This window comes from Arthrobacter sp. MDT2-16 (assembly GCF_054510925.1).
This window is the reverse complement of record NZ_JBTNDP010000002.1, coordinates 151,754-178,266: the sequence shown is the minus strand read 5'-3', so window position 1 is coordinate 178,266 and position 26,513 is coordinate 151,754. Positions and strand designations below refer to the sequence as shown.

Sequence of the window (26,513 nt, the reverse complement as noted above, 5' to 3'; positions counted from 1 at the left end):
GGCTCCTAGGCGTAGGACGCGGCGACGGCGTCGGGTTCGGTGGCGGCGCCCGGGACCGGGCCGGGTGCCCCGGACCCGCTGCCGAGGTTGGCGCCGTTGCGGTACCGTGCCCCGGGGTGCCGGTCCGGCAGCCTGGCCGAACCCGGACCGAACAGGCGCTCGCGGAGGGTGGACTCCTCGTAGGACCTGCGGTAGCGGCCGCGCTTCTGCAGTTCCGGGACCACGAGTTCGATGAAGTCCTCCGCGGTCCCGGGTGTGAGGAACTGGCGCAGGTTGAATCCGTCGAGGCCGGTCGCCTCGACCCACCGCTCGATCTCGTCGGCCACCTCGGTGGGTGTGCCGATGGCCACGAAGGGCCCCCGGTCGAACCGCGTGATGCGCTCGAGCGCCTCGCCGACGGTGGTCCCCGCCGGGTGGCGCCGGTTGCTCGGCTGCCGGTCCCGGCCGGGCCGGTTCTCGCGGGCCAGGATGTCGTCGATCACCTCGTCCGGCCGGTAGGCGGCAAGATCGATCCCGCCGCCGCCCGCGTGCGCCAGGTAGCCCTCGGCGCTGGAGAGGCGGCGGTACTCGTCCGCCTTCCGCTGGGCCCCCTTGGATGTCCTGCCGACGATGACGACGGCGCTCGCGAACGCCTTGATGGAATCGGCACCCCGCCCGTTGGCGACGGCGAGCCGGCGGAGGTCCTGCACGTTCTCCCGGTAGGCCGCCGCATCACGCCCACCGACGAAGACACCCTCGGCGTGCCGCGCCGCGAACGCCTTGCCCGCGACGGAGCTGCCGGCCTGGAAGAGCACGGGCGTGCGCTGGAGGGAGGGCGAGCTGAGGTGCGGTCCGGCCACGGAGAAGTGCGGACCCCGGTGATCGATGGAGCGGACCTTCGACGGGTCGGTGTAGATACGCCGGTCACGGTCCTCGATCACGGCGTCGTCGTCCCAGGAGCCTTCCCACAGCTTGTAGAGCACCTCGAGGTACTCATCCGCGATCGCGTACCGCTGGTCGTGCTCCACCTCGTCGGCGAGGCCGAAGTTGCGGGCCGCATTGGGGAGGTAGGAGGTCACGATGTTCCAGCCGAAGCGGCCCTTGGTGAGGTGGTCCAGCGTGGAGGCCCTCCGCGCGAAGGCGAACGGCGGCTCGTAGGTCGTGGAGAAGGTCGCAGCGAAGCCCAGGTGCCTGGTCACCGCGGCCATGGCCGGGATGACCAGCAGGGGATCGTTGCTCGGGATCTGCACCGCCTCGCGCAGGGCCGTCCCGGGGCCGCCCCGGTAGCCGTCGTACGTGCCGATCACGTCCGCGAGGAACACGCTGTCGAAGAGGCCGGCCTCGAGCAGCTTCGCCGTCTCCGTCCAGAAGTCGAGGTCGTTGAAGCGATGGCGGTTGTTCTCGGGATGGACCCAGAGTCCGTGGGAGATGTGGCCCACGCAGTTCATCTCGAAGAGGTTGAAGGCTATCTGGCGGGTCATGGTCGAACCTGCTCCTTCTGCAGGGCGGGCAGCGCGGGGATGGCGCTGATGAGATGGCGGGTGTACTCGTGCGCGGGATGGTCGAAGACCTCCCCGACCGGACCGTGGTCGAGCACCTCGCCGTCCTTCAGCACGAGCACGTCGTGGCTGACGTGCTGGATCACGCCGAGATCGTGGGAGATGAAGAGGTAGCTGAGGCCGAAGCGCTCCTGCAGGTCGGCGAGGAGGTCCAGGATGCGGGCCTGCACCGAGACGTCCAGCGCGGAGACCGGTTCGTCGCAGATGATGACCTCCGGCTCGGCAGCCAGGGCGCGGGCGATCGCCACGCGCTGCCGCTGGCCGCCGGAGAGCTCGAGGGGACGGCTGCGGGCCTTGTCGGCGGACAGGCCCACGAGGTCGAGCAGTTCGAGGACACGCCCGGACCTCGCCCGCCGGGGCGTACCCGCGACAGCCACCGCCTGACCGATCACCTGCCGCACTGTCTTGCGGGGATCGAAGGAGTGCAGCGGATCCTGGTAGATCATCTGCACGGAGCGCCGCGCCGCGAGATCGCGCGACGCCCGGTGCTCGGCCCAGGTCCGTCCGTGGACGGTGACCACGCCGGCATCGGCGTCCTCGACTCCGAGGGCGATGCGGGCCAGGGTGCTCTTGCCGCTGCCCGATTCCCCCACGACCCCCAGCGTCCGGCCGTGCGGGAGGGAGAGGGACACGCCGTCGACCGCCGTGCGCGCACCGCCGTCGGGGCCCGGGAACGCCTTGCTGACGCCCTCCAGCGCCAGGACGGGCGACGGCGCGGCGCCCTGCGGGCCCGGGCCCCGCGTCGTCGACCCGAGGGGGTTCGACGCCGGCACCCGGGCCGGCACCTCGGGCTCGCCGACCGTCAGACGGCGGCCGCGCGACGAGCGCGAGGGGATCGCCGCCAGCAGGCCCTGCGTGTAGGGGTGGCGGGGATCCTGGAGGACGGCCTGCACGCTGCCCTCCTCCACGACCACGCCGTCTCGCATGACCGCCACCCGATCGGCGAGGTCCGCGACGACGGCCAGGTCATGGCTGACCACGAGCATCGCCGTCCTGGCCCCCTTCAGACCGCCCAGCAGGCGCAGGACCTGCGCGGCGATCGTCGCGTCCAGCGCCGTCGTCGGCTCGTCCGCGATGAGGAAGCCCGGGTCCGCGGCGATCGCGGAGGCGATGAGCGCCCTCTGGCGGAGCCCGCCGGAGAGCTGGTGCGGGTACTGGGCAGCCCGGATCTCGGGATCCGGCACGCCGACCGAGGCCAGGAGTTCGACGACGCGCTCGCGGCGTGCGGCACGGCCGAGGTCTCCGTGCAGGCGCAGGACCTCGCCCACCTCGTCACCCACCGTGCGGAGGGAGTCGAGCGATGACAGCGCATCCTGCAGGACGAATCCGGCCTCGCTGCCGCGGACGCGCGTCCACTGGCGTTCGCCCCACGTGGAGGCGTCCTGGCCGTTGAAGTGCTGCGTACGGGACCGGACGTGCGCACCCGCGCCGGTGAGTCCCACGAGGGTCCTGGCGGTGACGGACTTGCCGGAGCCCGATTCACCGACGAGCGCGAGGCACTCGCCCGGCCGGATGGACAGACTCAGGTCGTGGACGACCTCCCGGCGGTGGATGCCGTGGCCGAACGCGATGGAGAGTCCCTCGAGTTCGACGACGGGCGTGTCGACCGGGATCGGCGGGACGGGGGGAGTCAGGGTCGTGGAGCTCATGCGAGCCTCCCTTCGGCACGGCGGCGGAGCTCGCGCCCGAGGACGGTGATGGACAGGACGGTGGCGACGAGGAAGGCCGCGGGGAACGTGATCATCCAGGGCGCGTTCGAGATGAAGTTGCGCCCGGCGGAGAGCATGGCTCCCCATTCGGGCGCGGGTGGCGGGGTCCCGAGTCCGAGGAAGCTCAGGGACGCGCCCGCTCCGATGGCCGATCCGACGCCGATGGTCGCGAGGACCAGCACGGGCCTGACGACGTTCGGCAGGGTGTGGGTCACCAGGATCCGCCAGGCCGGCAGGCCGAGGGTCCGGGCGGCCTCGACGAAGCCCGACCGCCGGACGAGGTGCGTCTGCGCCCGGGTGATCCGGGCGTAGTACGCGATGCTGCCGGCTCCGATCGCGAGGATGGCGTTCTCCGTGCCGCCGCCGATGATCCCGATGACCACGAGCGCGAGGAGGATCTCGGGGATGGCGAGGGTGACGTCGAGGAACCGCATCACGGAGGCTTCGACGAGCCTCCCGTTGAGGCCTGCGAGGAGGCCGATCGCGGTCCCGCCGACCACGCCGATGGCCGTCGCGCCGATCCCGATGTACAGGGAGGTCGCCGCACCGTGGACGATGCGCGTGTAGTTGTCGGCACCGGAGTCGTCCGTCCCGAACCAGGCGGCGGCGCCCGGCGCCTCGAAGCTCCGGGCCGGATCCACCGCGTAGGGGTCGGCGGGTGCGAGCAGGCCGGGCGCGAGGACCGCAGCTGCGAGCCACAGGAGGAACGCGGAGGAGAGCAGGATGCCGGGACGGAAGCGCCACCGCCGCCGCCGCGCCCTCTCGGGACCCTGAAGGGCTGACGGCTGTGCGGGGAGTGAGGCCAACGGGGCGACGGCCGCCGGGATGGTGCGTGAGGCGATGCTCATGCCGTCACCACTTTCGGGTCGATGAGCGTGTACAGGAGGTCGATCACGAGGTTCACGACGACGTAGACCGCGGCCGAGAGCAGCACGATCCCGATGATGACCGGCAGGTCCTTGTTGTAGACCGAGGCCAGGGTGAGCGAGCCGATGCCCTGCCGGCTGAAGAGGGTCTCGACCACCACCGACCCGCCGAGCAGTGCTGCGACGACGAACCCGGACATCGTCATGACGGGGATGACGGCGTGGCGCAGGGCGTGCCGGATCCTGACCGGGAGGTCGCGCATGCCGCGCGAGCGGGCCGTCAGGATGAACGGCTGTTCCAGGACGTCGTCGAGCTCGTTGCGCAGGACCTGCGAGAGGGTCCCGAAGACCGCCAGGGCGAGGGTGAGCGCCGGGAGGACGAGCGCGGCCGGGCCCTGGTTCCCGCCGATGGGGAACCAGCGCAGCGTGAACGAGAAGACGATCAGCAGCGCGAAGCCGATGATGAACGTCGGCGTCGCGGCGAACACCACCTCGATCCCCGAGACGATGGACCGGACCCAGGAGGTGCGCTGTGCCGACAGGATCGCGACCGCGAACGTGAGCGGCAGGGCGATGACGACGGCGGCGCCCGCGAGGGCCGCCGTCGCGCCGATCTGCTGCCCGATCGCTTCCGTGACGGGCAGTCGCAGCCGGTAGGACTGGCCGAGGTCGCCCTGCAGCAGGTTGCCCAGGTAGCTGCCGTACTGCACGATGAACGGCTGGTCGAGGAGGTAGTCGGCCCGCACCTGCGCCAGCGTCTCGGCGGTGGGCCGGGCGTCGGGACCGCCGAGGATCAGCAGCGCCGTGTCACCCGGGATGAGGTAGACCGCGAGAAACGTCAGTGTCGCGGCTCCCCAGAGGACGCCGATCCCGACGGTCAGGCGCGTGAGGATGCGCCGGAGCACGGCCACCTACTCGGCCTTCCACGCGTAGGTCAGCACGGGTACGGGGTGCGAGGTGTCCACGGCGACGCCCTGGACCGTGGTCGCGTAGGCGAACTGGCTCGGGTTCTCGTAGAGCGGGACGCCGGGGACGATCTCGAGCAGCCGGTGCTGGGCCTTCGCGTAGGCCTCCGCGGCCTCGGGTCCGTCGTCGGCCTTCCGGGCCGTCGCGAGCAGCTCGTCGAGTGCGGGGTCGTTCACGTAGGAGGAGTTCTGACCGATCCGCTCACCCGTGATCTCGGAGGAGTGGTAGCGGATGAACAGCACGTCGGTGGTGTTCGTGTGCCACACGCCGGCCAGCGCGTCGTAGTCACCGGCGTAGCGGAGTTCGGTCAGCTGGGCCTGGGGGAGCTGGATGATCTGGAGGTCGAAGCCTGCCTTGCGGGCCTCTCCCTGCAGCTGCACGAGCAGGGGACTCGGCGTCGAACTCTCCACGGTCGGCACCTCGACCACGAGTCGCTTGCCGTCCTTCGTGCGGAAGCCCTCGTCGTCGCGGCCGGTCCAGCCGGCGTCGTCGAGCAGTTTGTTCGCACGCTCGGGGTCGTGGGCGAGGACGCCTTCCACGGTGGGGTCGTAGTACTTGCTCTCCTTCGACAGGAAGCCGTCGATCGGTGTGTACGTGCCGAAGCCGAGGCTGTCCGTGACGGCCTTCGTGTCCACCGCGGCGGCGAACGCCTGGCGGACCGCGAGGTCGTCGAACGGCGCACGGCCCAGGTTGAAGCTCAGCACGTAGGGGCTGCCGGTCCGGGGGAGGTTCTCGTAGGTGAAGTCGGGATCCGCCTGCACGGCCGCGGCGTTCTGGGGTGCGAGGTTCTCCGTCAGGTCGTACTGGCCGGACGCGAGGGACTGGTGGCGGATCACCGGCTCGCTGACGAGGGTCACCTCGACGCCGTCGAGCAGCGCGGCGCCGTCGCCCTCCAACCAGTCGGGCGCCCAGTCGTAGCCCTCGCGCTTGGTGTAGCTGATGCTCTGGCCCGGCCGGTAGTCGGCGACGGTGAACGGCCCCGTCCCGATGGGCTCCTGGCACAGTGTCTCGGGCGATTCGGTGATGGCCTTGCCCGAGTTCATGCCGAGCCAGGACTGGGCGAGCGTGTAGAGGAAGGGGGTGTAGGGGTAGGCGAGGTGGGCCTCGAAGGTGTACTCGTCGACCACCGTGCCGTCGACGTAGGGGGCGATGTAGGCGGCGGCCAGGGGCGACTTCGTGGCCGGGTCCCTCATGTGCTCGAAGTTCTGGCCGAGGACCTCGGCGTTCCAGGGGGAGCCGTCGCTGAAGGTGACGCCCTGTTTCAGGTGGAACGTATAGGTCCTGCCGTCCTCGGAGACGTCCCACGACTCGGCGAGGTAGGGGGCGATGTCCCCGTCCTCGTCCAGGGTCACCACGTTGTCGTAGATCAGGCGCCCCAGGAACTGCTGCTGCGTGGCGGAGATGCCGTGGCCGTCGAGGCAGCCCGGCTCGGCAGAGATGGACACGTCGAGGATGCCGCCGGCCACGGGCTCGCCGTTCGCTCCGGCGGACGGGCCGGCCGGGCCGGCGCAGCCGGTGGCCAGGGCCAGCAGGGCGACGGCGGAAAGGGCCGTCAATTCGCGGAATGTGTTTCGATTTCGGGCAGGCGGAATTACGGATGCATTCATGGGAGTTCCTTCGGGCGTTCGGGCGCAGCACAGCGTGCCGGGAAATGGGTGAAGAAGAGAATGGGCGCGACGGGCGCGGGGGATCCTGCTAAGGGAGGGCGGTGCAGTTCACGATGAGTGCCTTTCGAAATGCTCTTGCCCGCACCGGACCGGCGCCGCAGCGCCGAGGAGAAGGCCGCTTCGTCATCCGAACCACCCAGGAACATGGGGTTGGTGCGCGGTCCAGTCGGAGCTTTCCGACCGCGTCTCTTGAAGCTGGAACAACTATAGGCAGACGATTCTCCTGTTCGGTCAATGAAAAGAAATATGACGGGTACCACGAATATCCCCGGACGCGGGCGATGGTTCCGTGAGAAGGCGCTCGGCGGGGGAGTGCTGACTGCCGCGCGGGCTGCGATATAGAGTGCCGTATGGCTCTGGACCCTGAAGTCGAGATCGAGCGGAAGTTCGACGTCGAGAACGACACCCCGCTCCCGTCCCTGATGGACCTCCCCGGCGTCGGGAGCGTGGACCAGCCGGTGGAGCACCTCCTCGAGGCCGAGTACTACGACACCGAGGACCTGCGGCTCGCCTCCCACCGGATCACGCTGCGACGGCGAACGGGCGGCGAGGACGCGGGATGGCACCTGAAGCTCCCGGCCGGGCCGGAGGAGCGCCACGAATACAGGAAGCCGTTGCGCGGGAGCTCGAAGGGCGTGCCCAAGGCCCTCCTCGGGTTGGTCCGCGTGCACATCCGGGGTGCCGCCCTGGTGCCGGTGGCCCGGCTGAGCACGCGGCGGATCGTCCACCGCCTGCGAGGGACCGGCGGTGAGGTCCTCGCCGACCTCATGGACGACCATGTGCAGGCCGAGGCGCTCCACCCCGCATCGTCCGGACGGCAGTGGCGTGAATGGGAGGTCGAGCTGGTGGACGGGTCGAGGGACCTGCTGGACGCCGGCGAGTCCGTGATCGCCACCGCGGGGGGCACCCCTGCCGCTCACGGCTCCAAGCTCGCACGCGCCCTGGGCGGAGCGGTTCCTGCCGCGGTCGACGGGGTTGCCGCGGTGACGCCGGGTGGCACTGCCGGAGCGGTCCTGGTCGCCTACCTCGACGAGCAGGTGCGGGCGCTGAAGCAGCAGGACCCCCAGGTGCGGCTCGACGCACAGGACGCGATCCACCGAATGAGGGTCGCGCTGCGCCGGACGCGATCGGTGCTCGCGACCTACCGGAGCCTGCTGCACGACGCCGACGCCGTGCGCCTCCTGCGCGGGGAGCTGAAGTGGCTGGCCGGGGTCCTCGGCACGGCGCGCGACGCACAGGTGATGCACGCACGGCTCAGGGAGATGCTCGCCGGTGAACCGGCCGACCTCCTGCTGGGTCCGGTGGAGCGCACCGTCGAGGTGGAACTGGGAGGCGGCTACAGGAAGGCCCACGCCAAGGTCCTCCGGGCGCTCGACGGACAACGTTACTTCCGCCTGCTGGACGCGCTCGATTCCCTCCTGGCCGCTCCGGCACTTGCTCCGCGAGCGGCCGACCCGGCGGACCGGGTGCTCCCTGCCTTGATCAACCGCGACCTGAAGCGGCTCCGGGCGGTCGTCCACGAGGCGAGGAACCACCCCGCGGGGCTCGGTGACCATCCTGCCCTGCACGAGGCGCGCAAGGTCGCCAAACGGGTGCGCTACGCGGCCGAGGCTGCCACACCGATCGGGCGGAAGAAGGTGGTGCGGATCGCCGAGGCGGCCCAGGGGCTCCAGAAGATCCTCGGCGAGCACCAGGACAGCGTGGTGACCCGGGACCTGCTGCGGCGGCTCGGTGCCTCGGCCACCCAGCAGGGTGGGAACGGCTTCAGCTACGGCCGCCTGCACGCCCTCGAACAGGTGGCGGCCCTGGACGCCGAGGCACGTTTCCGCGCTGAATGGGAGTACTTCCCGACGCCGCTGAAGAAGAAGTAGCGACGCACACCGGCGAACGGGACCGGCGCCGGGGAGTCGCGGGCGACCCTCGCACCACGCACGAGGCGCCCGCACCGAGTATCAGCTGATGGAGACCGTGCCGTCGTCCAGGACGTGCCAGCCCGGGTTGTGCGCGATCTCCCAGACGATTTTGTTCGGGTCGCGCACGGCGGCATGGAAGATGCCGCCGAAGGCGCTCTCCTGGGGCTCCTTGAGCAGGACGCCGCCGGCACGCGCCATGGCAGCGACGACGTCGTGCACCTCCTCGCGGCTGCCGACGTTGTGGGACAGGGTGACGCCGGACGGCGCGGGCGCCGTCCCGAGTCCGAGGTCCTCGGCGAACTTGTCGGCGCGGAACAGGCCGAGCAGGAGCCCGGGTGCCACCTGGTAGAAGATCACCTCGTCGGGGACGTCCAGCGCCGGCGACCATCCCAGCCCGTCCTGGTAGAAGGACCGCGCGTCGTCGAGGTCGTGCGTGGCAAGCGTGATGAAGTGCAGTTGCTGCTCCATGGCGAGAGCCTACGCGCTGCCCGGATGCGGGTCGATCAGCCGAGGATGGCCAGCGCCTGGCGGACGCTGTCGATCGTGATGTCCGTCCCGGCGGCGACGTCCTTGACCTCGCCGTCGATCTGGTAGGGGAGGGGCTTCAGCGTCGAGAACCGGTACTGGCTGTAGCTCGGCTGGTCGCCCAGGCCCTTCGTGGAGGCACGCAGGGCGGTCAGGAGGATCTTCCACTTGGCCATGTGCGGGAAGGTGATGACCTCGAACTTCCCGTCGGCGGGGTGGTCGTCGGCTTCGCTGAGGGTCGCGTACTTCGCCATCTGGGAGATGTTCGCGAACACGAGGCTGTCGAACTTCCGGCGCTTGCCGTCGCTCTGCCGGATCTCGAAGGGCTTGAACTTGCGGAAGGTCCTCACCACGGAGAACATCTCCTTCATGGCACCCTTGCTGCCCTTCTCGAGGTCGATCGCCATGATCGGTGTCAGGCCGAATCCGATGTACGAGTGCGCGTACACGGGATCGGCAGCGGGCACGGCGTCCGTTCCGCCGATGCTGATGCGGAGCAGGTCGATCCTGCGCACGTTGCCCTCCACGATCGCCTCGCCCAGGGGCTTGCGTCCCGTGACGCGACTGTGGTCGTTCGCATTGCCGGCCGCCAGGACGGCGCTCACGACGTCGTCCCGCCCGCTGGCCATGACACCGTTGACCACCTCGTTGTATCCGCCGTCGCCACTGACGGACACCACGAGCGCGTTCCCTGCGGACGCAGCCTCCCGCGCGAGATCGATGGCGTGACCCGCATGCTCGGTGGGCGTCAGCCGCACATCGGTCTCGGGCAGCGCGGGCGCCAGCTCGTTCCGGAGCTCCTCTGCAAGCGTCGGGGCGTCCCCGGTGCTGTTGGGGTTGAAGATGATCGTGATCGCGTCGAACCTGCGGGGTGATTCCATGGCCTGTACCTTCGGTGGTTGCTGACTCTCGTATGAAGCGGCAGCTCCCAGCATAAGTAAGCACGCTTATTATAAGTAGCCCCGGCTCGCCCCAATATTTCTGCCCGATTCCGACGGAGTGCACCCGGCAGCCGCAGTGGCAGCCGGAATCGTCGCTGCGTCAAGACCCCCGAGCGCCGGTGGGCCCCATGTCCCGGCGGCGTGAACAGCACTACGGTGGGACCATCCGGGGGAGGGTGCGCACAGCGCACGATCCTCCCGGGCCAGCCGGAGGACCCGGCAACCCCTACAGGAAGATCCATCGTGAACGAATCCGCCGCACGCCCGCCCCATGACGAAACCGCTGACGAAGAGCTCTCGACATCCCTGGCGGGTCACAGCACGTTGCCGGACGCCGACGGCGACGGTCCCGCGCCGGCAGATGCGCCACCGGCGGAGGACACCGATGTGCTGGACGAGGATTCTCCCGTTCTGGAGGAGATCGACGACAGTCCTGTCCGGACCGAGAACAGCTGACGAACGGCGGACCGGCAGCGTTTCCAAGACAGTGGAGGAGGGGCGGAAACCCGCTACCTGACATAATGTAGATTATCGGCGATTCGCTGCGGCTCTGGAAGGGGCATCGCGGCGTCCATACGGGTCCCTCCGACGTGGCACCTGAGGATCGGGAAAAGCGCGTGCTGCGCGATCCCTCTGAGCAGGACCGAGAGCCGACGTCCGCCGGTGGATGTCCCGCCCACCTGCGCCCGCGCCGTGCAGCGCGGGACACCGACAGGCGCGGCGCTACAGGGCCACAGTCATACGCCTGGCGGCGCCCGGATGTACCATTCCGCCGGTCTGCTCGGTCGGTTTCAGGGTGGCTGTGTGCGATGACTACGAACCTCTAAGGGGTTATACAGATTTCGCTATAACCACGTATATTTCCCTACATGCACCTGGAACTGAACCCGTACAACCCCGGATCAGGACTGCCGCCGCGCGTCATGGGAGGCCGCCAGAGGGAGATCGACGCGTTCGACCTCATCGTCGCACGCACTCAGCGCGATCTCCCGAACCGGGGCATGGTGCTGTCCGGCCTCCGCGGTGTCGGCAAGACGGTGCTCCTCAACTACCTCCGGGCCCATGCGGACAACCATGGCTGGTTCACCATCTGGCTCGAGGGCAAGCCCGAGGCCCAGGGTTTCACGGAGGTACGGGAGAAATTCGCGCGGGAACTCACCTCGGCCGCCCGCCGGTACAACGGACCGTCGGGCAAGGACCGCCTCCGGCAGGCCTTCGGGACCATACAGTCGTTCAACGTCGCCCTCGGAGTCCCGGGCATCAAGGCGGAGCTGGACCTGGGCTCCGACCGGGCGAACTCGGGCACCATCGACATCGACCTCGAGGAGCTGGTCGAGGACGTGTCGCTCGCGCTGAAGGCCGACAGGAGCGCGTTCGCGGTCTTCATCGACGAGATGCAGGACCTCGACCACGAACTGCTCACCGCCCTCATCACCGTGCAGCACGCAGCCGGTCAGCGGGGCTGGCCGTTCTACATCATCGGCGCCGGCCTGCCCAATCTCCCCACGACGCTCAGTGAGGCCAGGACCTACGCCGAGAGGTTGTTCACCTACCGCACGATCGGTCCGCTCGACGACGACGATGCCGCCTATGCGCTGACCCGACCGGCCAGGGAGATGGGTGCTGAGTTCTCCGCGAGCGCCCTGGGGACCCTGCTCGATGCCTCCGGGCGGTATCCCTACTTCATCCAGGAGTTCGGGAAGGCGATCTGGGACGCGTCCCCCGGCACGCCGTTCACGGAGGAGGATGCCGAGGTCGCGGTCGCGATCGGTCGCAGCCAGCTCGACGCCGGCTTCTTCTCCTCCCGCTGGGGGCGGGCCACCCGCAGGGAGCGCGGCTACCTGAAGGCGATGGCGCACGACGGGGACGCGGGATCGAGCACCAGCCGGATCGCCGAGCGGCTCGGTGTGAAGATGACGGCACTGGGCCCGGCCAGGGCGCAGCTCATCAGCAAGGGCATCATCTACTCCCCCGAATACGGGCGGGTGGCCTTCACCGTGCCGGGGATGGCCGCCTTCATCCTCCGCCAGCACGACGACTAGACGCGAGCGGCCCACCCGGTCCTACCGCGGGCGGGATCCCGAACCGGGACGAGGCGGAGGTGCGGGTCACGCGCCCACGTACTCGGCGAGGTGCCGGCCGGTCAGCGTGGACCGCGACGCCACGAGATCCGCCGGGGTCCCCTCGAAGACGACCTTGCCGCCGTCGTGTCCCGCGCCCGGCCCGATGTCGATGATCCAGTCCGCATGCGCCATGACGGCCTGGTGGTGCTCGATGACGATCACCGACTTGCCGGCGTCCACGAGCCGGTCCAGCAGGCCGAGCAGGTTCTCGACGTCGGCCAGGTGCAGCCCGGCCGTGGGCTCGTCGAGGACCAGGATGCCGCCCTTCTCCCCCATGTGCGTGGCGAGCTTGAGGCGTTGACGCTCGCCGCCGGACAGGGTGGTCAGGGGCTGCCCGAGGCTGAGATACCCGAGTCCGACGTCGGACAGGCGGCCGAGGATCGCGTGGGCGGCCGGCACCCTCGCCTCGCCGGCCCCGAAGAACCCGGTGGCCTCGGTAACGGGCATCGCAAGGACCTCGCTGATGTCCTTGCCGCCGAGCCTGTACTCCAGCACCTCGGCCATGAAGCGCTTGCCGCCGCACACCTCGCAGGTCGTCGCGACGCCCGCCATCATGGCCAGGTCCGTGAAGATGACGCCGGCGCCGTTGCAGGTGGGGCACGCACCCTCCGAGTTGGCGCTGAACAGGGCGGGCTTGACCCCGTTGGCCTTCGCGAACGCCTTGCGGATGGACTCGAGCATCCCGGTGTAGGTAGCCGGGTTGCTGCGCCGGGAGCCCTTGATGGCCGTCTGGTCCACTGCGACCACGCCCTCCCGGGGCGACACGGAGCCGTGGATCAGCGAGCTCTTGCCGGATCCGGCCACGCCCGTAACCACGCACAGGACGCCGAGCGGGATGTCGACGTCGACGTCGCGCACATTGTGGGAGGTGGCTCCCCTGATCTCCAGCTCCCCCCGGGGCGGGCGCACGGAGGCCTTCAGGGCAGCCCGGTCGTCGAGGTGCCTGCCCGTCAGGGTTCCGCTGCGCCGCAGCCCCTCCACGGTTCCCTCGAAGCACACCGTGCCGCCCGCCGTCCCTGCGCCCGGGCCGAGGTCCACCGCATGGTCGGCGATCGCGATCATCTCGGGCTTGTGCTCCACCACGAGCACCGTGTTGCCCTTGTCCCGCAGGCGCAGCAGCAGGTCGTTCATGCGCTGGATGTCATGCGGGTGCAGCCCGATCGTCGGCTCGTCGAAGACGTAGGTGATGTCCGTCAGGGACGACCCGAGATGACGGATCATCTTGGTCCGCTGGGACTCGCCGCCCGACAGTGTGCCCGACGGGCGGTCGAGGCTGAGATAACCGAGCCCGATCTCCACGAAGGAGTCAAGGGTCTCCCCCAGTGCGGTCAGCAGCGGCGCGACCGACGGCTCACGCAGCCCCCGCACCCAAACCGCGAGGTCGCTGATCTGCAGGGCGCAGGCGTCGGCGATGCTGATCCCGGCGACCTTCGAGGACCGTGCAGCCTCGCTGAGGCGCGTCCCGTCGCAGTCCGGGCAGGTGGTGAAGGTGACGGCCCGGTCCACGAACGCGCGGATGTGCGGCTGCATCGCCTCGCGGTCCTTGGACAGCATGGACTTCTGGATCTTCGGGATGAGGCCCTCGTAGGTGATGTTGATGCCATCCACCTTGATCTTGGTCGGCTCCTTGTAGAGCAGGTCCTGCAGCTCCCGCTTCGTGAAGTCCCGGATGGGCTTGTCGGCGTCGAAGAAGCCCGTGGCGCTGTAGATCCGGCCGTACCAGCCCTCCATGCTGTAGCCGGGGATGGTCAGCGCTCCGGCGTTGAGGGACTTCGTGTCGTCGTAGAGCTGCGTGAGGTCCATGTCCGTCACGGACCCCATGCCCTCGCACCGCGGGCACATGCCACCGGTCACGGTGAAGCTGCGGCGCTCCTTGACGGTGGTGCCGCCGCGTTCGATCGTGACGGCACCGGCCCCGCTGACCGAGGCGACGTTGAAGGAGAAGGCCTGCGGGGGCCCGATCTGCGGCCGGCCCAGGCGCGAGAACACGATCCGCAGCATGGCGTTGACGTCGGTGGCGGTGCCCACGGTGGAGCGCGGGTTGGCGCCCATGCGTTCCTGGTCCACGATGATCGCCGTCGTGAGCCCCTCGAGGACGTCCACCTCGGGCCGGGCGAGTGGCGGCATGAACCCCTGCAGGAAGGCGCTGTACGTCTCGTTGATCATGCGCTGCGACTCGGCGGCGATGGTGTCGAAGACCAGCGAGCTCTTGCCCGACCCCGAGACGCCTGTGAAGACCGACAGTCGGCGCTTCGGGATGTCGATCGTGATGTCCTTGAGGTTGTTCTCCCGTGCGCCCTGGACCCGGATGAGGTCGTGGCTGTCCGCAACGTGCGCCGCTCCCTCTGCCCCCGCCTGTTGCGCGTCCGTCGTGGCCGTGCTCATGGTGCCTCCATCCTTCGGGGGCCGCCTCAGCGCGCCGCCGGTGTCCGTCTCGGGGAGCCGCGCCGCGGGACCGGCCGCGGGCAGCACGTCTGATTCTCCGTCGTCGTGCCGCGACCGGCAATGGGGCGGGCGCCCGTTCCTGTCCGCGATTGTGCTTTGCTGGAGGGATGACGTCAGCTGTTCCGGGCAACCACCTCCGTTCCAACCAGCCCCCCGCGGCCCTCGTGGAGCTGGTGGGTGCCGTGCTGGCGCAGGACCTGCCGGCGATCGTACGCGCGGGCGACCCCGTGCTGCGCCGGCCTGCGCAGGACTTCGAGGGGCAGCTCGACGACGCCGTCCTGGGGCACCTGATCTCCACGATGCGCCGGGTGATGCACGAGGCCCCGGGCGTGGGCCTCGCCGCACCGCAGATTGGCATTCCCCTGAGGATCGCCGTGCTGGAGGATCAGGGCGTCCAGGACCCGGAGGTCGCGGCGGCACGGGCCCGCACTCCCCTGCCCTTCACGGTGATCATCAACCCCCGCTACGAAGCCGCGGACGGGAGCGTGGCCTCGTTCTACGAGGGTTGCCTCTCCGTTCCCGGCTACCAGGCCGTCGTCGAGCGCCCCGCGAGCATCACCGCCACCTACACACGGCCCGACGGCGTCACCGTCACGGAGGGCTTCAAGGGCTGGCCGGCCCGGATCGTCCAGCACGAGACCGACCACCTGAACGGGCAGCTGTACCTGGACAGGGCGGTCCTGCGGTCCCTCAGCGCTGACCAGGAGCATCCCCGGTGGGCGCAGCCTACCGTCGACGACGCGCGGCGGGGCCTCGGTTTCTGAGCCCCGCCACGCCGTGCGCCTACCGGGCGGCGCTGTCAGCCGGGTTGGCGTCGGTGGGCAGGTACCGCGCCCACCAGCGCAGGATGTGCTCGAAGCGCTGCCGGCGGTGCCAGGGAGTGCCCGACCGTGAGAGCTCGTGCGTCTCGCCGGGGAACACGAGCAGCTCGGTCTCGACACCCTGCTTCTTCAGCGCCGTGTAGTACCGCTGTGCCTGCTCGATCGGGCACCGCAGATCCTCCTCGGAGTGGATGACGAACGCCGGGGTCCGCACCTTTCCGATCTGCGCGAACGGGTTCTGCTCCGCCACGTGCGCGGGATCCGTGCCCGTGTACTGCTCCGAGAAGAACCAGCCGATGTCCGAGGATCCCACGAACGACGGCGGATCGAGATACCCCCGCTCGACGATCGCCGCCTCGAACCGGTGGTCGTGGGCGATGGTCCATGCCGTCAGGTAGCCCCCGTAGGAGCCGCCCATGACGCCGAGGCGTCCGGTGTCCATGGCATCGAACTCCGTGAGCGCGCCGTCCAGGAAGCCGAGGACGTCGTCGAGGTCCACCGTGCCCATCGCCTCCTTGATGACCCGCCCGTGCTCCTGCCCGTAGCCGGCGGCGCCGCGGGGGTTGCACAGCAGCACCGCGTAGCCCGCGGCGGCGTACACCTGGGCCTCGTCGAAGTACCCCCACCCGTACTGGGCGAAGGGGCCGCCGTGGATGACGAGCAGCACCGGGTGCGGGCCCTCCCCCTCGGGCAGGACCACCCATCCGTGCACGGGCGTGCCGTCGGGTGCCGGGTAGGAGCGCTCCTGCAGGTCTCCCACGCGCGTCTGCTCGCGCAGCGGGGCGGAGAAGTCCGAGACCGGCCGCAGCGAGGAGCCGTCGACGACGGCGACGTCCCCGGAGGTGGATGGGTCGGTGTAGGACACGACGACGGCGCCGCCCGCCGCAGCGGCCCCGGTCACCACGGTGGGGCCGGTGACGAGCGTGTCGCTCCGCCCCGCCGCCGAGACGCGCAGCAGCTCGCCCGCGCCGCGAGAGCGGTTGACGACGAGGACGGAGTCCGGTCCGTCGGCGACGATCTCCTGAACCTCTCCGAGGTCGACGGTCTCCGGGTCGGTGAGGCGCCGCACGTCCTGCGGGTCCGCCAGCGGCAGGACGTAGAGGGCCGTGTTGCGGGCCACGAAGTCCAGCCCCGACGGGGACAGGTCCGAGGCCAGGAAGAACAGCGACGTGCCGTCGGCGCCGGGCCGGGGTGCGCTGCAGCCGAGCCGGGTGTCCCCGGTCAGGTTCGTCAGCTGCCGGGGGTCGCCGCCATCGAGGTCCACCGAGTGGATGTCGGACACGAGCGTGGAGTCCGCGTCCGCCGCGAGGGCGGCGGTGAAGAGGATGCGCCGTCCGTCGGTGGAGAAGACCGGTTCGAGGTGATCGGCGTCGGCCGTCGTCACCTGCCGGGCGGCGGGCACCGCGCCCTGCTCCTCCAGGGCGCCCGGTCCGTCGTCGTGCTGCTGCCCGCGCCGGCCGACAGCGGCGACGAACGGTTCGGCATCGAGGTCGGGCACAGCCACGGTGAACACCTGCGAGCGCTTGTCCGTCGTGTAGCCCAGGCCGTTCATGCGGTACTTGTACCCGGTGATCAGGCGTGGGTCCTCCTGGCCAGCACCCACGCCGTCCAGGGTGCCGTAGCGTCCGGTCTCCGCCACCCTCGCGGCGAAGACGATCGTCCGCGCGTCGGGTGCGATGTCGAAGTGGGCGACGCCCAGGGGCTGGTCCGTCAGCTGCACGGGCTCGCCGCCGGCGGCGCGCACCGCGAACAGCTGCGGTTTGCCGCCCGGCGCCGCCCGGAGGAACACGAGGAGCTCGCCGTCGCGCGAGTACTGCGGGGCGGTGTCACGGAATCCCCGGGTCAGCCGTCGGCGGCCGCCCTCGAACGTGAGCTCCCACAGCTGGCCCACATAGGAGTCGGCGCGGAGGTCGGGGCGGGTCGCGGCGACCACGAGGCGGGAGCCGTCGGGGTGCAGCGTCGGGGTGCCCGTGGTGGTCAGGAGTTCGATCTGGTGTGGTTTCACCCTTCCGACTAGACCCGAAACGGTGGCCTGAGTCAACGGTAGGGCGGAGAGTCTCTCTAGGATGGGACGGTGCCTCCGCTCCCCCGCGACCTCCTGGTCTGCCCTGTCTGCGCCTCCCCGCTGGAGGAGACGGACCGCACCCTGGCCTGCGCGCAGGGTCACCGGTTCGATGCGGCCCGTCAGGGCTACTTCAACCTGCTGACAGGCAGGGGCTCGCCGTTCGAGGGCGATACCGCCGAGATGGTGGACGCACGGGAGCAGTTCCTGGGCTCGGGCGCCTACGAGCCTCTGCGCCGCGCGGTCGTCGCGGCAGCGCTCGCGCACGCATCGGCACCCGGCGTGGTCCTCGATGCCGGTGCAGGCACGGGGTACTACCTGGACGGGCTCGCGGGCACGGCTCCGGGGGTCTTCCCCGTCGCCCTCGATCTGTCCAAGGCGGCCCTGCGGCGTGCCGCCCGCAGGCTCCCCGGCGGCATCAGCATCGTCTGGGACGTCTGGCGCCCGCTGCCTCTCGCCTCCGGCTCGGTGGACGTCCTCCTGAACGTCTTCGCACCCAGGAACGCCGACGAGTTCGTCCGCGTGCTCGCACCGGGCGGGTGCGTCGTCGTCGTCACGCCGCGGCCGGGCCACCTCGCCGGGCTCGAGGCGGTGGGACCGCTCCTGTCCGTGCCCGCACACAAAGCCGACGACGTCCTCGCCTCCTTCGAGGGCGCGCTGATGGAGGCCGCCCGCGAGGACCTCGACTACGTGATGTCCCTGCCACAGGACCTGGCGCGCTCGGCGCTGGTCATGGGACCCGCGGCGCGCCATGCACGGGCCGGGCAGGCGGGTCCCGTGGTAGGGCCGGCCGCGCCCCTCGAGGTCGCGGCACGCTTCACGGTCCAGGTGCTGGTCGCGACGGGGCCCTCGCCCGACCGGGAAGGGCTCATACGGGATCCCGAAGGCACGGAAGGGTAACGACTGCCCCGCGCCGGGGTCCGGAGCCTAGGTTATGTCGGAGGCGTTTGCCAGAATGGGAGGACCGGCAGCTTCCTGCGGCCGGGATACGAGGGGGATGCTCGATGGAGTGGTTGCTCGACAACGGCTGGATCCTGTGGCTGGTGCTGTTCCTGGGACTGGCTGCCGTGGAGACCCTGACCCTCGACCTGTTCTTCCTCATGCTGTCCGTCGGCGCGCTGGCCGCCCTCGTCGCGACGTTCGCCGGCGCGGGGCTCGTCCTGCAGATCGTCGTCTTCGCGGTCGTGTCCCTGCTCATGATCCTGCTCGTCCGGCCCATCGCCGTCCGCCACCTCCGCAAGGGCCCGGCGGACCAGCTGAACAACATCGACCGTCTCGTCGGCGCCCCGGCCCTCGCCCTGGAACCCGTGACGGCCCACTCGGGGACGGTGAAGATCGGCGGCGACACCTGGACCGCCCGCTCGGCCGACGGCGCCGCCCTTCCCGCCGGGACGCGCCTGTCCGTCGCGAGGATCGACGGCGCCACCGCCGTCGTCGAGCCCGCTGCCTCGCGGGACGACCGCCCCGCGCCTCCCGTCGTCGACGCGTAGGCGCCCAACTCTTCCCGCACCCCCGGGCCACACACCGGCCCTGACGGGTGCACCCACCACAACGCAAGGGGATCCATGAACGGCTCCGCCGGAGGAATCGGACTCACCATCGTCCTGATCGTCCTCGTCATCTTCGTCCTGGTCGTACTCGTGAAGTCGGTCAGGATCATTCCGCAGGCACGCGCCGGCGTCGTCGAGCGGCTCGGAAAGTACCAGAGGACGCTGAACCCGGGCCTGACAATCCTGATCCCGTTCGTCGACCGGCTGCTGCCGTTGCTCGACCTGCGCGAGCAGGTGGTCTCCTTCCCTCCGCAGCCCGTGATCACCGAGGACAACCTCGTGGTGTCCATCGACACGGTGGTGTATTTCCAGGTCACGGACCCGCGTGCGGCGACCTACGAGATCGCCAACTACATCCAGGCCGTGGAGCAGCTGACCACCACCACCCTGCGGAACGTGGTCGGCGGGCTGAACCTCGAGGAGGCCCTCACCTCGCGCGACCAGATCAACGGGCAGCTCCGCGGCGTCCTCGACGAGGCCACGGGTCGGTGGGGCATCCGGGTGGGCCGCGTGGAGCTCAAGGCCATCGACCCGCCCCATTCCATCCAGGACTCGATGGAGAAGCAGATGCGTGCCGAGCGCGACCGCCGCGCCGCGATCCTCACGGCGGAGGGCACCAAGCAGTCCGCGATCCTGACCGCCGAGGGCCAGCGTCAGGCCGCCATCCTGGCCGCAGAGGGTGACGCGAAAGCCGCGATCCTCCGCGCCGACGGCGAGGCGCAGGCCATCCACAAGGTGTTCGACGCGATCCACAAGGGCAACCCGACGCAGAAGCTGCTCGCCTACCAGTACCTGCAGACGCTGCCAAAACTGGCCGACGGTTCGGCGAACAAGCTCTGGATCATCCCGAGCGAGGTCGGTGAGGCCCTGAAGGGCATCGGCAACGTGCTGGGGACCACCACGCCGGACTCCCCCGCCGACGGACCGGAGATGGTCTCCCGCGGCTGATCCGCCGCCCGGGCACGAGGGCCGCCACCGCTCCGGCGGTGGCGGCTCTCGTGGTTCCCGGCAGGTACCGGCAGGTGCTGGCAGGTGCCGGCGGCGTCACGCGGGCTGACCTGTACACTTAGGTGTTTACCCCTTCGCCTGCGGGAACATTCCCGCACGGCATGGTGTTGTACAGACGGCTTCCCTTCCACCTCCCGGTGGCAGCGGTACCGGGTGTGTCGGTGACACGGCCCGGGGATCTTCGGGAAAGAACAGCGGCAACGGCTTCCGGCGAACGGGGGCCACGGTGAGTAGGAGACAATCATGAGCGATCGCAGCCTGCGCGGCATGCGCCTCGGAGCGCAGTCCATGGAGACGGAATCCGGCGTCGAGCCCGCTCCGCGGCAGCGGGTCGAGTACCGGTGCGAGGACGGCGAGCGGGTCTTCGTGACCTTCTCGTCCGAGGCCGAGATCCCGGCCACCTGGGTCTCGAAGACCGGCAAGGAGGCCCTCCTGGTCGACGGCGAGAAGCCTGACACCTCGAACGACAAGCCCGTGCGCACGCACTGGGACATGCTCCTCGAGCGCCGCTCCGTCGAGGAACTCGAGCAGATCCTGCAGGACCGCCTGACCATCCTGCGCGAGCGTCGTGGAGAGCGCCGCTCGGCCTAGCCGATGGACGCGACGCGATCCTGGCGTCGGGCACGCAAAAGGGGCACCCGCGGTAGCGGGTGCCTCTTCTGCGTCCGGGTGGGTGCCGGGGTCAGCCCCGTCCGGTGAGTGTGCGCCAGCGGGCACCGAGTCCCCACCGGGTGACATTGGCGATGGCCTCGAAGACGATGTTGCCGCTCATCTTCGAATCACCGAGCTCACGCTCGACGAAGGTGATCGGGACCTCCACGATCGTCAGGCGCTGCCGGGCGACCCGGAAGGTCATATCGACCTGGAAGCCATACCCCACCGATGCCACCGCGGACAGGTCCAGGGCCTCCAGGGTGGAGCGGCGGAAGGCCCGGAACCCGGCGGTGATATCCCGCACGGGCAGGCCCAGCATCAGGCGCGAGTAGGTGCTGCCCGCGCGCGAGAGCAGCTTGCGGTGCGCGGGCCAGTTCACCACACTGCCCCCGGGCACCCAGCGGCTGCCGATCACCAGGTCCGCCCGGTCCACCGCATCCAGCAGCGAGGGCAGCTGCTCGGGTCTGTGGGAGCCATCGGCGTCCATCTCCACCAGCACGTCGTAATCCCGGGCCAGGGCCCACCGGAAACCGGCGATGTACGCCGCGCCCAGGCCCTCCTTGCCCGTGCGGTGCAGCACGTGGACCTGCCCGTCGGCCGCCGCTGCCCGGTCGGCGAGATCACCGGTACCGTCGGGGCTGTTGTCGTCGACGATCAGGACGTCCGACGCCGGGACCGCCGCACGCAGGCGGGCGAGGGTCAACGGGAGCGACTCGATCTCGTTGTAGGTGGGGATGATCGTGACGACTCGCACGCAGCCGGGACCTTTCCATCAGGGAATGCGCAACGCGCAGGGACCGCTCCGCACACAGCGGAACGAGTCCAAGCATAGGCGACGCGCCCGCCGCATCCGGGTAACCCCCGCCGCCCCCGGACAAGGGCGGGCAGATCCACGCGTCTTCGTACCGGTGCCGGCACGGATGACGCCACCGTTCTCTACCGACCCGTGGACCCGCCCTTGAGTGCCAGCTCCGCCAAGATGGGCAACACGCGCCGTTTCGAAGGCCGATGCATTGCGCTCAGGAGACCAGCCGGGTGCCCTCCGTCAGGAGGTCATCCAACCCGTAACGCAAAAGCTTACGTGCTGTGGAGTGAGAGTCAACAGCGCCCTGACCTGCGGCGATGTGCTTCGTCGCAGGTCAGCAGGGTGCGGGTCCCGGCGACTGATTCCCGCATCGGGACAGCGTCAGGAGGCGGGGAAACCGTCGGCCGCGAACAGGCGCCGTCCCTCGTGCACGGTCTCAAGGCAGAGCGGCGCGTTCTCCGTGTCCAGGGCCGGCAGCAGAGGTGTGCCCGCCCTGGGATCCGTGCTCCAGGACTGCACGCGGTTGTCCGGTGTCTGCACCATGAGTTCGTCGACCTGCCACACCGCGAAGGACGCCGGGGTCCCTGGGGCGAGCTGGCCCATCATCGGACTGCGGCCCGCGAGCCGCCACCCCGCCCTGCTGTGGCCGATGAACGCGGCGCGGGCGGAGATGTTCTCCGAGCCGTTGCTGTGCTGCAGGCATGCGCGGACCGACGCCCAGGGATCGAGCGGTGTGACGGGGCTGTCCGAGCCGAGCGCCAGGAGGACCCCCGCGGACAGGAGGGACGCGAAACGGTTCATCCCGGCGCTGCGCCCCCCGAGCCGCTGCCCGTACAGGCCGCCGTCGATCCCCCACAGGGCGTCGAAGGCCGGTTGTCCGCTGACGGCGACGCCGTGGTGCACCAGGGCGGCGATGGCGGCGTCGTCGGCGAGTTCCACGTGTTCGAGGCGGTGGCGCGCCCGGCGCACGGCCTCCACGCCCAGCTCCCCCGCCGTCACCTCGAGCCCCCGCAGGACGACGTCGAGCCCGGCATCGCCGATGACGTGGAAGCCGGCCTGGACGGTCTCGGCGGTCGTGGCGAGCAGGTGGGCGGCGACGGCGTCCTCGTCGAGGTAGAGCGTCCCGCGGCTGCCGGGATCGTCGCTGTAGGGCTCCCGCAGCGCCGCGGTGCGCGAGCCGATGGAGCCGTCGACGTTCAGGTCCCCCGCCAGGCCCGCGAGCCTGCCGCCGAAGCCCTGCATGAGCTCGCGGACCTCCTCGCGGGACGAGGTGAGCTGCGCCCAGTACGGGATGACCTCCGGCAGGGGGATCTCGCGCTGCGGGCCGTCGAGCGACAGGAGCGTCTCCAGGTCCTCCCGGGGCGCGATGTGCGGGGCGGCCATCTCCGTGACCGCGACGTAGCCCCGGCTCGCGGCATGCAGCAGCGCGGCCCGCTGGTAGGTGCTGCGCTGGTCGGGGGTGAGGCTGCGGGTCGCCCGCCGTGCGGCCTCGTGCGCCGCGCGCACCACGAAGCCGTCGTCCCACCCGTCGAGGCCGGCGAGGCCCAGGCCCGCCGCGAGGGCACCGGACACCACCGCGGAGTGGATGTCGGCCCGTACCAGGTAGACGAGGGCGCCCCCGCCGGCGCGGTCGAGTTCCGCAGCCGTCGGCACGCGCCGCTCCGGCCAGGACGACTCGTCCCAGCCGAAGCCCAGGATCGTCGCGGGTCCGGCCGTGGCCGCGGCGGACACCGCGGCCAGGAGCTCCGCGAGGGAGCGGCAGGCCGTCAGGTCGATCGATCCGAGGGCGATCCCCGTCTCCGTCGTATGGGTGTGGGCATCGACGAACCCGGGCGTGACCAGGGCACCGTCCAGGTCGACGCTGCGCACGCCGGGCCCCTCGAGGTTCGTCGCAGCGTGTTCGGTCCCCACCCAGGCAACGGTCCCGCCGTCGACGAGCATGGCGGTGGCGAAGGGATCGGCGGGGCTGTAGACGGAGCCGTTGCGGTAGAGGACGGGGGTGGGGCGTGGGCTGGGCATGGGGTTGCGGCGAGGCTTTCTGTGGTCGGTGCGTTCCCGGAACGGGACTATTCACTGATGTTCGAGTATGCCACCACGCCGCGGCGGACCAGCCGGATCGCCCTGACGCACGTCTGCTGCAGGCCCCCCGGGAGGTCCGGCACCTTGGCCAGCTGGTCGAGGAGGTCGATGACCTGCTTCGACCAGCGGACGAAGTCCCCGGCAGCGAGTTCGGTCCCGCTCAGGGCGGCCTGCAGGGACCGGCCCTGCGCCCACTTGAACATCGGCCAGACGAGCGAGAGCTCCGGTTCGCTGGTGACGGGCAGCCGGTGCTGCTCCTCGACGTCGTTGAGCTGTGACCATTGCCGGATGATCGTCTCAACGGAACCCTCGAGGGACACGCTCGGCATGACCGGCCGCATGCCGCGCTCCTCGCGCTTCGCCTGGTACACGAGCACCGTGGTGAGGGCGGCGAGCTCCGCGGCGTCGAGGTCGCTGAAGGCACCCTCCTCGACGCAGAGCGCGATCAGGAGGTCCTTGTCGCCGTAGATGCGGCGCAGCTTCTGGCCCGAGGCGCTCACGGTCACGGCGTCGTCGGTGTACTCGAGGTACCCGTAGTGACCGAGGACCTCGGAGACGCGGTCGAACGTCTTGGCGATGGTGTTGGTGCGGCCACGGATCTGCCCCGCGAGGTTGTCCGTCTCCCGGCGCAGCTTCCACCAGCGCTCCGCCCATCGCGCGTGCTGCTCCCGTTCGCTGCAGCCGTGGCAGGGGTGCGCCCTGAGCCGGCGCCGCAGGTCCGTGATGGCGCGCTCCTCGGCGGCCGCCGACGCCGAATGGCTCGCCGACACACGGTCCGCACCGCGCCGGGGCGGCCGGTTCTCGGCAAGCGCGTTGCGCAGAGAGGAGGTCAGGTCACGGCGGTCCTTGGGGCTGCGCACGCTGAAGTGTTTGGGGATGCGGATACGGGAGAGAACCTCGACGGGACCGTCCAGGTCCTGCACGCCCACCCGGCGGATCTGCGTCTCCAGGGTGAGCACGGTGGGACGGGGCTCGCGGGACGTGTCCCCGTCGAGGACGACGGCGTAGCCCTGGCTCCTGCCCCCGGGGACGTCGATCACGTCACCCGGACGGAGGGCCTCGAGTGAGGTCTCGGCCGCCGAGCGCAGGTTCCGGGACCTGTCCCGCGACGCCCTCGACTCGAGGTCGGACAGCTCGCGCCGGAGGTTCGCGTACTCGCGGAAGTCGCCGAGGTGGCACGTCATGGACTTCTCGTAGCCCTTGAGCGATTCCTCGCGGCTGCGCACCTGCTTGGCGAGGCCGACGACGGACCGGTCCGCCTGGAACTGGGCGAAGGACGTCTCGAGGATCTCGCGGGAGCGCTCCTGCCCGAACTGCGCCATGAGGTTGATGCTCATGTTGTACGTCGGCCGGAAGCTCGAGTTCAGCGGATAGGTGCGGCGCGAGGCGAGGCCGGCCACCGCGCCGGGATCGGTGCCCGGCTGCCACAGGACCACGGCGTGGCCCTCGACATCGATCCCGCGCCGTCCAGCCCGCCCGGTGAGCTGGGTGTATTCCCCCGCCGTCACGTCCACGTGGGCTTCGCCGTTGAACTTGTCCAGCTTCTCGAGCACCACGGTCCGGGCCGGCATGTTCACCCCGAGGGCGAGGGTCTCCGTCGCGAACACGGCCTTGACCAGTCCCGCGGCGAACAGCCGCTCCACGATCTCCTTGAAGGTCGGCAGCATCCCGGCATGGTGCGCGGTGAAGCCGCGGATGAGGCCCTCCCGCCACGTCCAGAAGCCGAGGATCTCGAGGTCGTCGCGCGGGATGTCCTGTGTGGCCTCGTCGATGGTTTCGCTGATCTCGTCGCGCTCGTCCTCCGTGGTGAGCCACAGCCCGGCGTGCAGGCACTGCGTCACCGCAGCCTCGCACCCCGCCCGGGAGAAGATGAACGTGATGGCGGGCAGGAGATCGGAGCGGTCCAGGGCGCTGATCACCTGCGGACGCGTGGCCCGCCGAACCACCGACATCTGCTGGGGGCCGCCTCGCCCGCTGCGCGACTTCCCGCGGCGGCCTCCCGCACCCCAGTTGGCCCGCTGGTTGAGCCGGATCTCGTTGCTCGCCAGGTCCAGCAGTTCGGGATTGACGTCGTACTGGTCGCGTGCGCCGGTCTCGGCCCCGGCGGGTGCGGCCTCGTCGAAGGCGATGTCCCCGGCGAACAGGTCGATCAGGTTCTGCCCCACCATCACGTGTTGCCACAGCGGGACGGGGCGGTGCTCGGACACGACGACGTCCGTGTCGCCGCGGACGGTGTCCAGCCACGCGCCGAACTCCTCGGCGTTGGACACCGTGGCGCTCAGCGACACGAGCTTGACCTCGGTGGGCAGGTGGATGATGACCTCCTCCCATACCGCTCCCCGGAAGCGGTCGGCGAGGTAGTGCACCTCGTCCATGACCACGTAGCCGAGGTTGTCGAGGGCGTCGGAGTTCGCGTACAGCATGTTCCGCAGCACCTCGGTGGTCATCACGATCACGTCGGCGTCGGCGTTGATGCTCGTGTCCCCCGTCAGCAGTCCCACGCGGTCGCTGCCGTGCACAGCCGCCAGCTCCGAGTACTTCTGATTGCTGAGGGCCTTGATGGGCGTGGTGTAGAAGGCCTTGAGGCCGTGCTGCAGGGCCATGAAGACCGCGAACTCGCCCACCACGGTCTTGCCGGCGCCCGTGGGCGCAGCCACGAGGACACCCCTGCCCGCCTCGAGGGCCGTGCACGCCTCCCGCTGGAACGGATCGAGCTCGAAGTCCAGGGTCTGCTCGAACCGGAACAGCTGGGTCCGTGAGCGCTCCGTACGGGCCTTGGCAGCGGCATATCTCTCCGCGGGGGTGGTCATCATTCCACCCTAGACGCTCGGCACCGGCCCG

General features: G+C 70.2%; 20 protein-coding genes and 1 riboswitch. Of the genes, 8 read left to right on the top strand and 12 right to left on the bottom strand.

What is annotated here, in order from left to right:
- Window positions 1–5 precede the first annotated feature (5 nt).
- From ACX80N_RS05395 to ACX80N_RS05375, 5 genes are read right to left on the bottom strand one after another with little or no spacing between them, the layout of a single operon-like run.
- Complete coding sequence (locus ACX80N_RS05395) at window positions 6–1,460, bottom strand: LLM class flavin-dependent oxidoreductase (protein WP_459338590.1); 1,455 nt, start codon at window positions 1,458–1,460, stop codon at window positions 6–8.
- Entirely contained in the window at window positions 1,457–3,187 is a 1,731-nt protein-coding gene (locus ACX80N_RS05390) for a dipeptide ABC transporter ATP-binding protein (protein WP_459338589.1), read from the bottom strand. The genes ACX80N_RS05395 and ACX80N_RS05390 overlap by 4 nt, the downstream gene beginning before the upstream one ends.
- Window positions 3,184–4,095, bottom strand: a complete 912-nt coding sequence (locus ACX80N_RS05385) for an ABC transporter permease (protein WP_459338588.1) — start codon at window positions 4,093–4,095, stop codon at window positions 3,184–3,186. Before ACX80N_RS05385 ends, ACX80N_RS05390 begins: the two co-directional genes overlap by 4 nt.
- Entirely contained in the window at window positions 4,092–5,024 is a 933-nt protein-coding gene (locus ACX80N_RS05380) for an ABC transporter permease (RefSeq protein WP_459338587.1), read from the bottom strand. Before ACX80N_RS05380 ends, ACX80N_RS05385 begins: the two co-directional genes overlap by 4 nt.
- Window positions 5,025–6,635, bottom strand: coding sequence for an ABC transporter substrate-binding protein (locus ACX80N_RS05375; RefSeq protein ID WP_459338586.1), 1,611 nt, complete (start codon window positions 6,633–6,635; stop codon window positions 5,025–5,027).
- Window positions 6,636–6,812: 177 nt separating this feature from the next.
- A riboswitch (SAM riboswitch) is annotated at window positions 6,813–6,941 on the bottom strand.
- 155 nt (window positions 6,942–7,096) lie between these two features.
- On the opposite strand from ACX80N_RS05375, the gene ACX80N_RS05370 reads away from it, so the two are divergent.
- Window positions 7,097–8,617, top strand: a complete 1,521-nt coding sequence (locus tag ACX80N_RS05370; protein WP_459338585.1) for a CYTH and CHAD domain-containing protein — start codon at window positions 7,097–7,099, stop codon at window positions 8,615–8,617.
- Between the two features lie 81 nt (window positions 8,618–8,698).
- On the opposite strand, the gene ACX80N_RS05365 is transcribed toward ACX80N_RS05370, so the two are convergent.
- Together ACX80N_RS05365 and ACX80N_RS05360 are read right to left on the bottom strand one after the other, a co-directional pair.
- On the bottom strand, window positions 8,699–9,127 hold the full coding sequence (locus ACX80N_RS05365; RefSeq protein ID WP_105030607.1) for a VOC family protein: 429 nt from the start codon (window positions 9,125–9,127) through the stop codon (window positions 8,699–8,701).
- 35 nt (window positions 9,128–9,162) lie between these two features.
- Window positions 9,163–10,065, bottom strand: coding sequence for a diacylglycerol/lipid kinase family protein (locus ACX80N_RS05360; RefSeq protein WP_105030608.1), 903 nt, complete (start codon window positions 10,063–10,065; stop codon window positions 9,163–9,165).
- A 303-nt stretch (window positions 10,066–10,368) separates the two neighbouring features.
- Here ACX80N_RS05360 and ACX80N_RS05355 point away from each other — a divergent pair, with 303 nt between their 5' ends.
- Both ACX80N_RS05355 and ACX80N_RS05350 read left to right on the top strand, forming a co-directional pair.
- On the top strand, window positions 10,369–10,581 hold the full coding sequence (locus tag ACX80N_RS05355) for a hypothetical protein (protein ID WP_105030609.1): 213 nt from the start codon (window positions 10,369–10,371) through the stop codon (window positions 10,579–10,581).
- A gap of 413 nt (window positions 10,582–10,994) precedes the next feature.
- The gene (locus tag ACX80N_RS05350) at window positions 10,995–12,167 is read left to right on the top strand and encodes an ATP-binding protein (protein WP_105030610.1); all 1,173 of its coding nucleotides are present in this window, start codon (window positions 10,995–10,997) and stop codon (window positions 12,165–12,167) included.
- A gap of 66 nt (window positions 12,168–12,233) precedes the next feature.
- Here ACX80N_RS05350 and ACX80N_RS05345 read toward each other — a convergent pair whose 3' ends face one another.
- Window positions 12,234–14,633, bottom strand: coding sequence for an ATP-binding cassette domain-containing protein (locus ACX80N_RS05345; RefSeq protein ID WP_459338584.1), 2,400 nt, complete (start codon window positions 14,631–14,633; stop codon window positions 12,234–12,236).
- 167 nt (window positions 14,634–14,800) lie between these two features.
- On the opposite strand from ACX80N_RS05345, the gene ACX80N_RS05340 reads away from it, so the two are divergent.
- Window positions 14,801–15,457, top strand: coding sequence for a peptide deformylase (locus tag ACX80N_RS05340; protein WP_459338583.1), 657 nt, complete (start codon window positions 14,801–14,803; stop codon window positions 15,455–15,457).
- A 19-nt stretch (window positions 15,458–15,476) separates the two neighbouring features.
- Here ACX80N_RS05340 and ACX80N_RS05335 read toward each other — a convergent pair whose 3' ends face one another.
- Window positions 15,477–17,519 carry a S9 family peptidase gene (locus tag ACX80N_RS05335; RefSeq protein WP_459338582.1) on the bottom strand — a complete coding sequence of 681 codons (2,043 nt, stop codon included), beginning with the start codon at window positions 17,517–17,519 and terminating at the stop codon, window positions 15,477–15,479.
- A gap of 69 nt (window positions 17,520–17,588) precedes the next feature.
- Here ACX80N_RS05335 and ACX80N_RS05330 point away from each other — a divergent pair, with 69 nt between their 5' ends.
- The 4 genes from ACX80N_RS05330 (at window position 17,589) to ACX80N_RS05315 (ending at window position 20,725) form a co-directional block, all read left to right on the top strand.
- On the top strand, window positions 17,589–18,476 hold the full coding sequence (locus tag ACX80N_RS05330) for a putative RNA methyltransferase (RefSeq protein ID WP_459338581.1): 888 nt from the start codon (window positions 17,589–17,591) through the stop codon (window positions 18,474–18,476).
- A gap of 104 nt (window positions 18,477–18,580) precedes the next feature.
- A complete protein-coding gene (locus tag ACX80N_RS05325; protein WP_459338580.1) occupies window positions 18,581–19,066 on the top strand; it encodes an NfeD family protein in 486 nt (161 codons plus the stop codon).
- A gap of 75 nt (window positions 19,067–19,141) precedes the next feature.
- Complete coding sequence (locus tag ACX80N_RS05320; RefSeq protein WP_105030616.1) at window positions 19,142–20,074, top strand: SPFH domain-containing protein; 933 nt, start codon at window positions 19,142–19,144, stop codon at window positions 20,072–20,074.
- 303 nt (window positions 20,075–20,377) lie between these two features.
- A complete protein-coding gene (locus tag ACX80N_RS05315; protein ID WP_104051092.1) occupies window positions 20,378–20,725 on the top strand; it encodes an RNA polymerase-binding protein RbpA in 348 nt (115 codons plus the stop codon).
- A 91-nt stretch (window positions 20,726–20,816) separates the two neighbouring features.
- On the opposite strand, the gene ACX80N_RS05310 is transcribed toward ACX80N_RS05315, so the two are convergent.
- The 3 genes from ACX80N_RS05310 to ACX80N_RS05300 form a co-directional block, all read right to left on the bottom strand.
- Window positions 20,817–21,542, bottom strand: a complete 726-nt coding sequence (locus ACX80N_RS05310) for a polyprenol monophosphomannose synthase (RefSeq protein WP_105030617.1) — start codon at window positions 21,540–21,542, stop codon at window positions 20,817–20,819.
- A gap of 432 nt (window positions 21,543–21,974) precedes the next feature.
- On the bottom strand, window positions 21,975–23,612 hold the full coding sequence (locus ACX80N_RS05305; protein WP_459338579.1) for an amidohydrolase: 1,638 nt from the start codon (window positions 23,610–23,612) through the stop codon (window positions 21,975–21,977).
- A gap of 47 nt (window positions 23,613–23,659) precedes the next feature.
- Window positions 23,660–26,482, bottom strand: coding sequence for a DEAD/DEAH box helicase (locus tag ACX80N_RS05300; protein WP_105030619.1), 2,823 nt, complete (start codon window positions 26,480–26,482; stop codon window positions 23,660–23,662).
- Window positions 26,483–26,513: the final 31 nt, after the last annotated feature.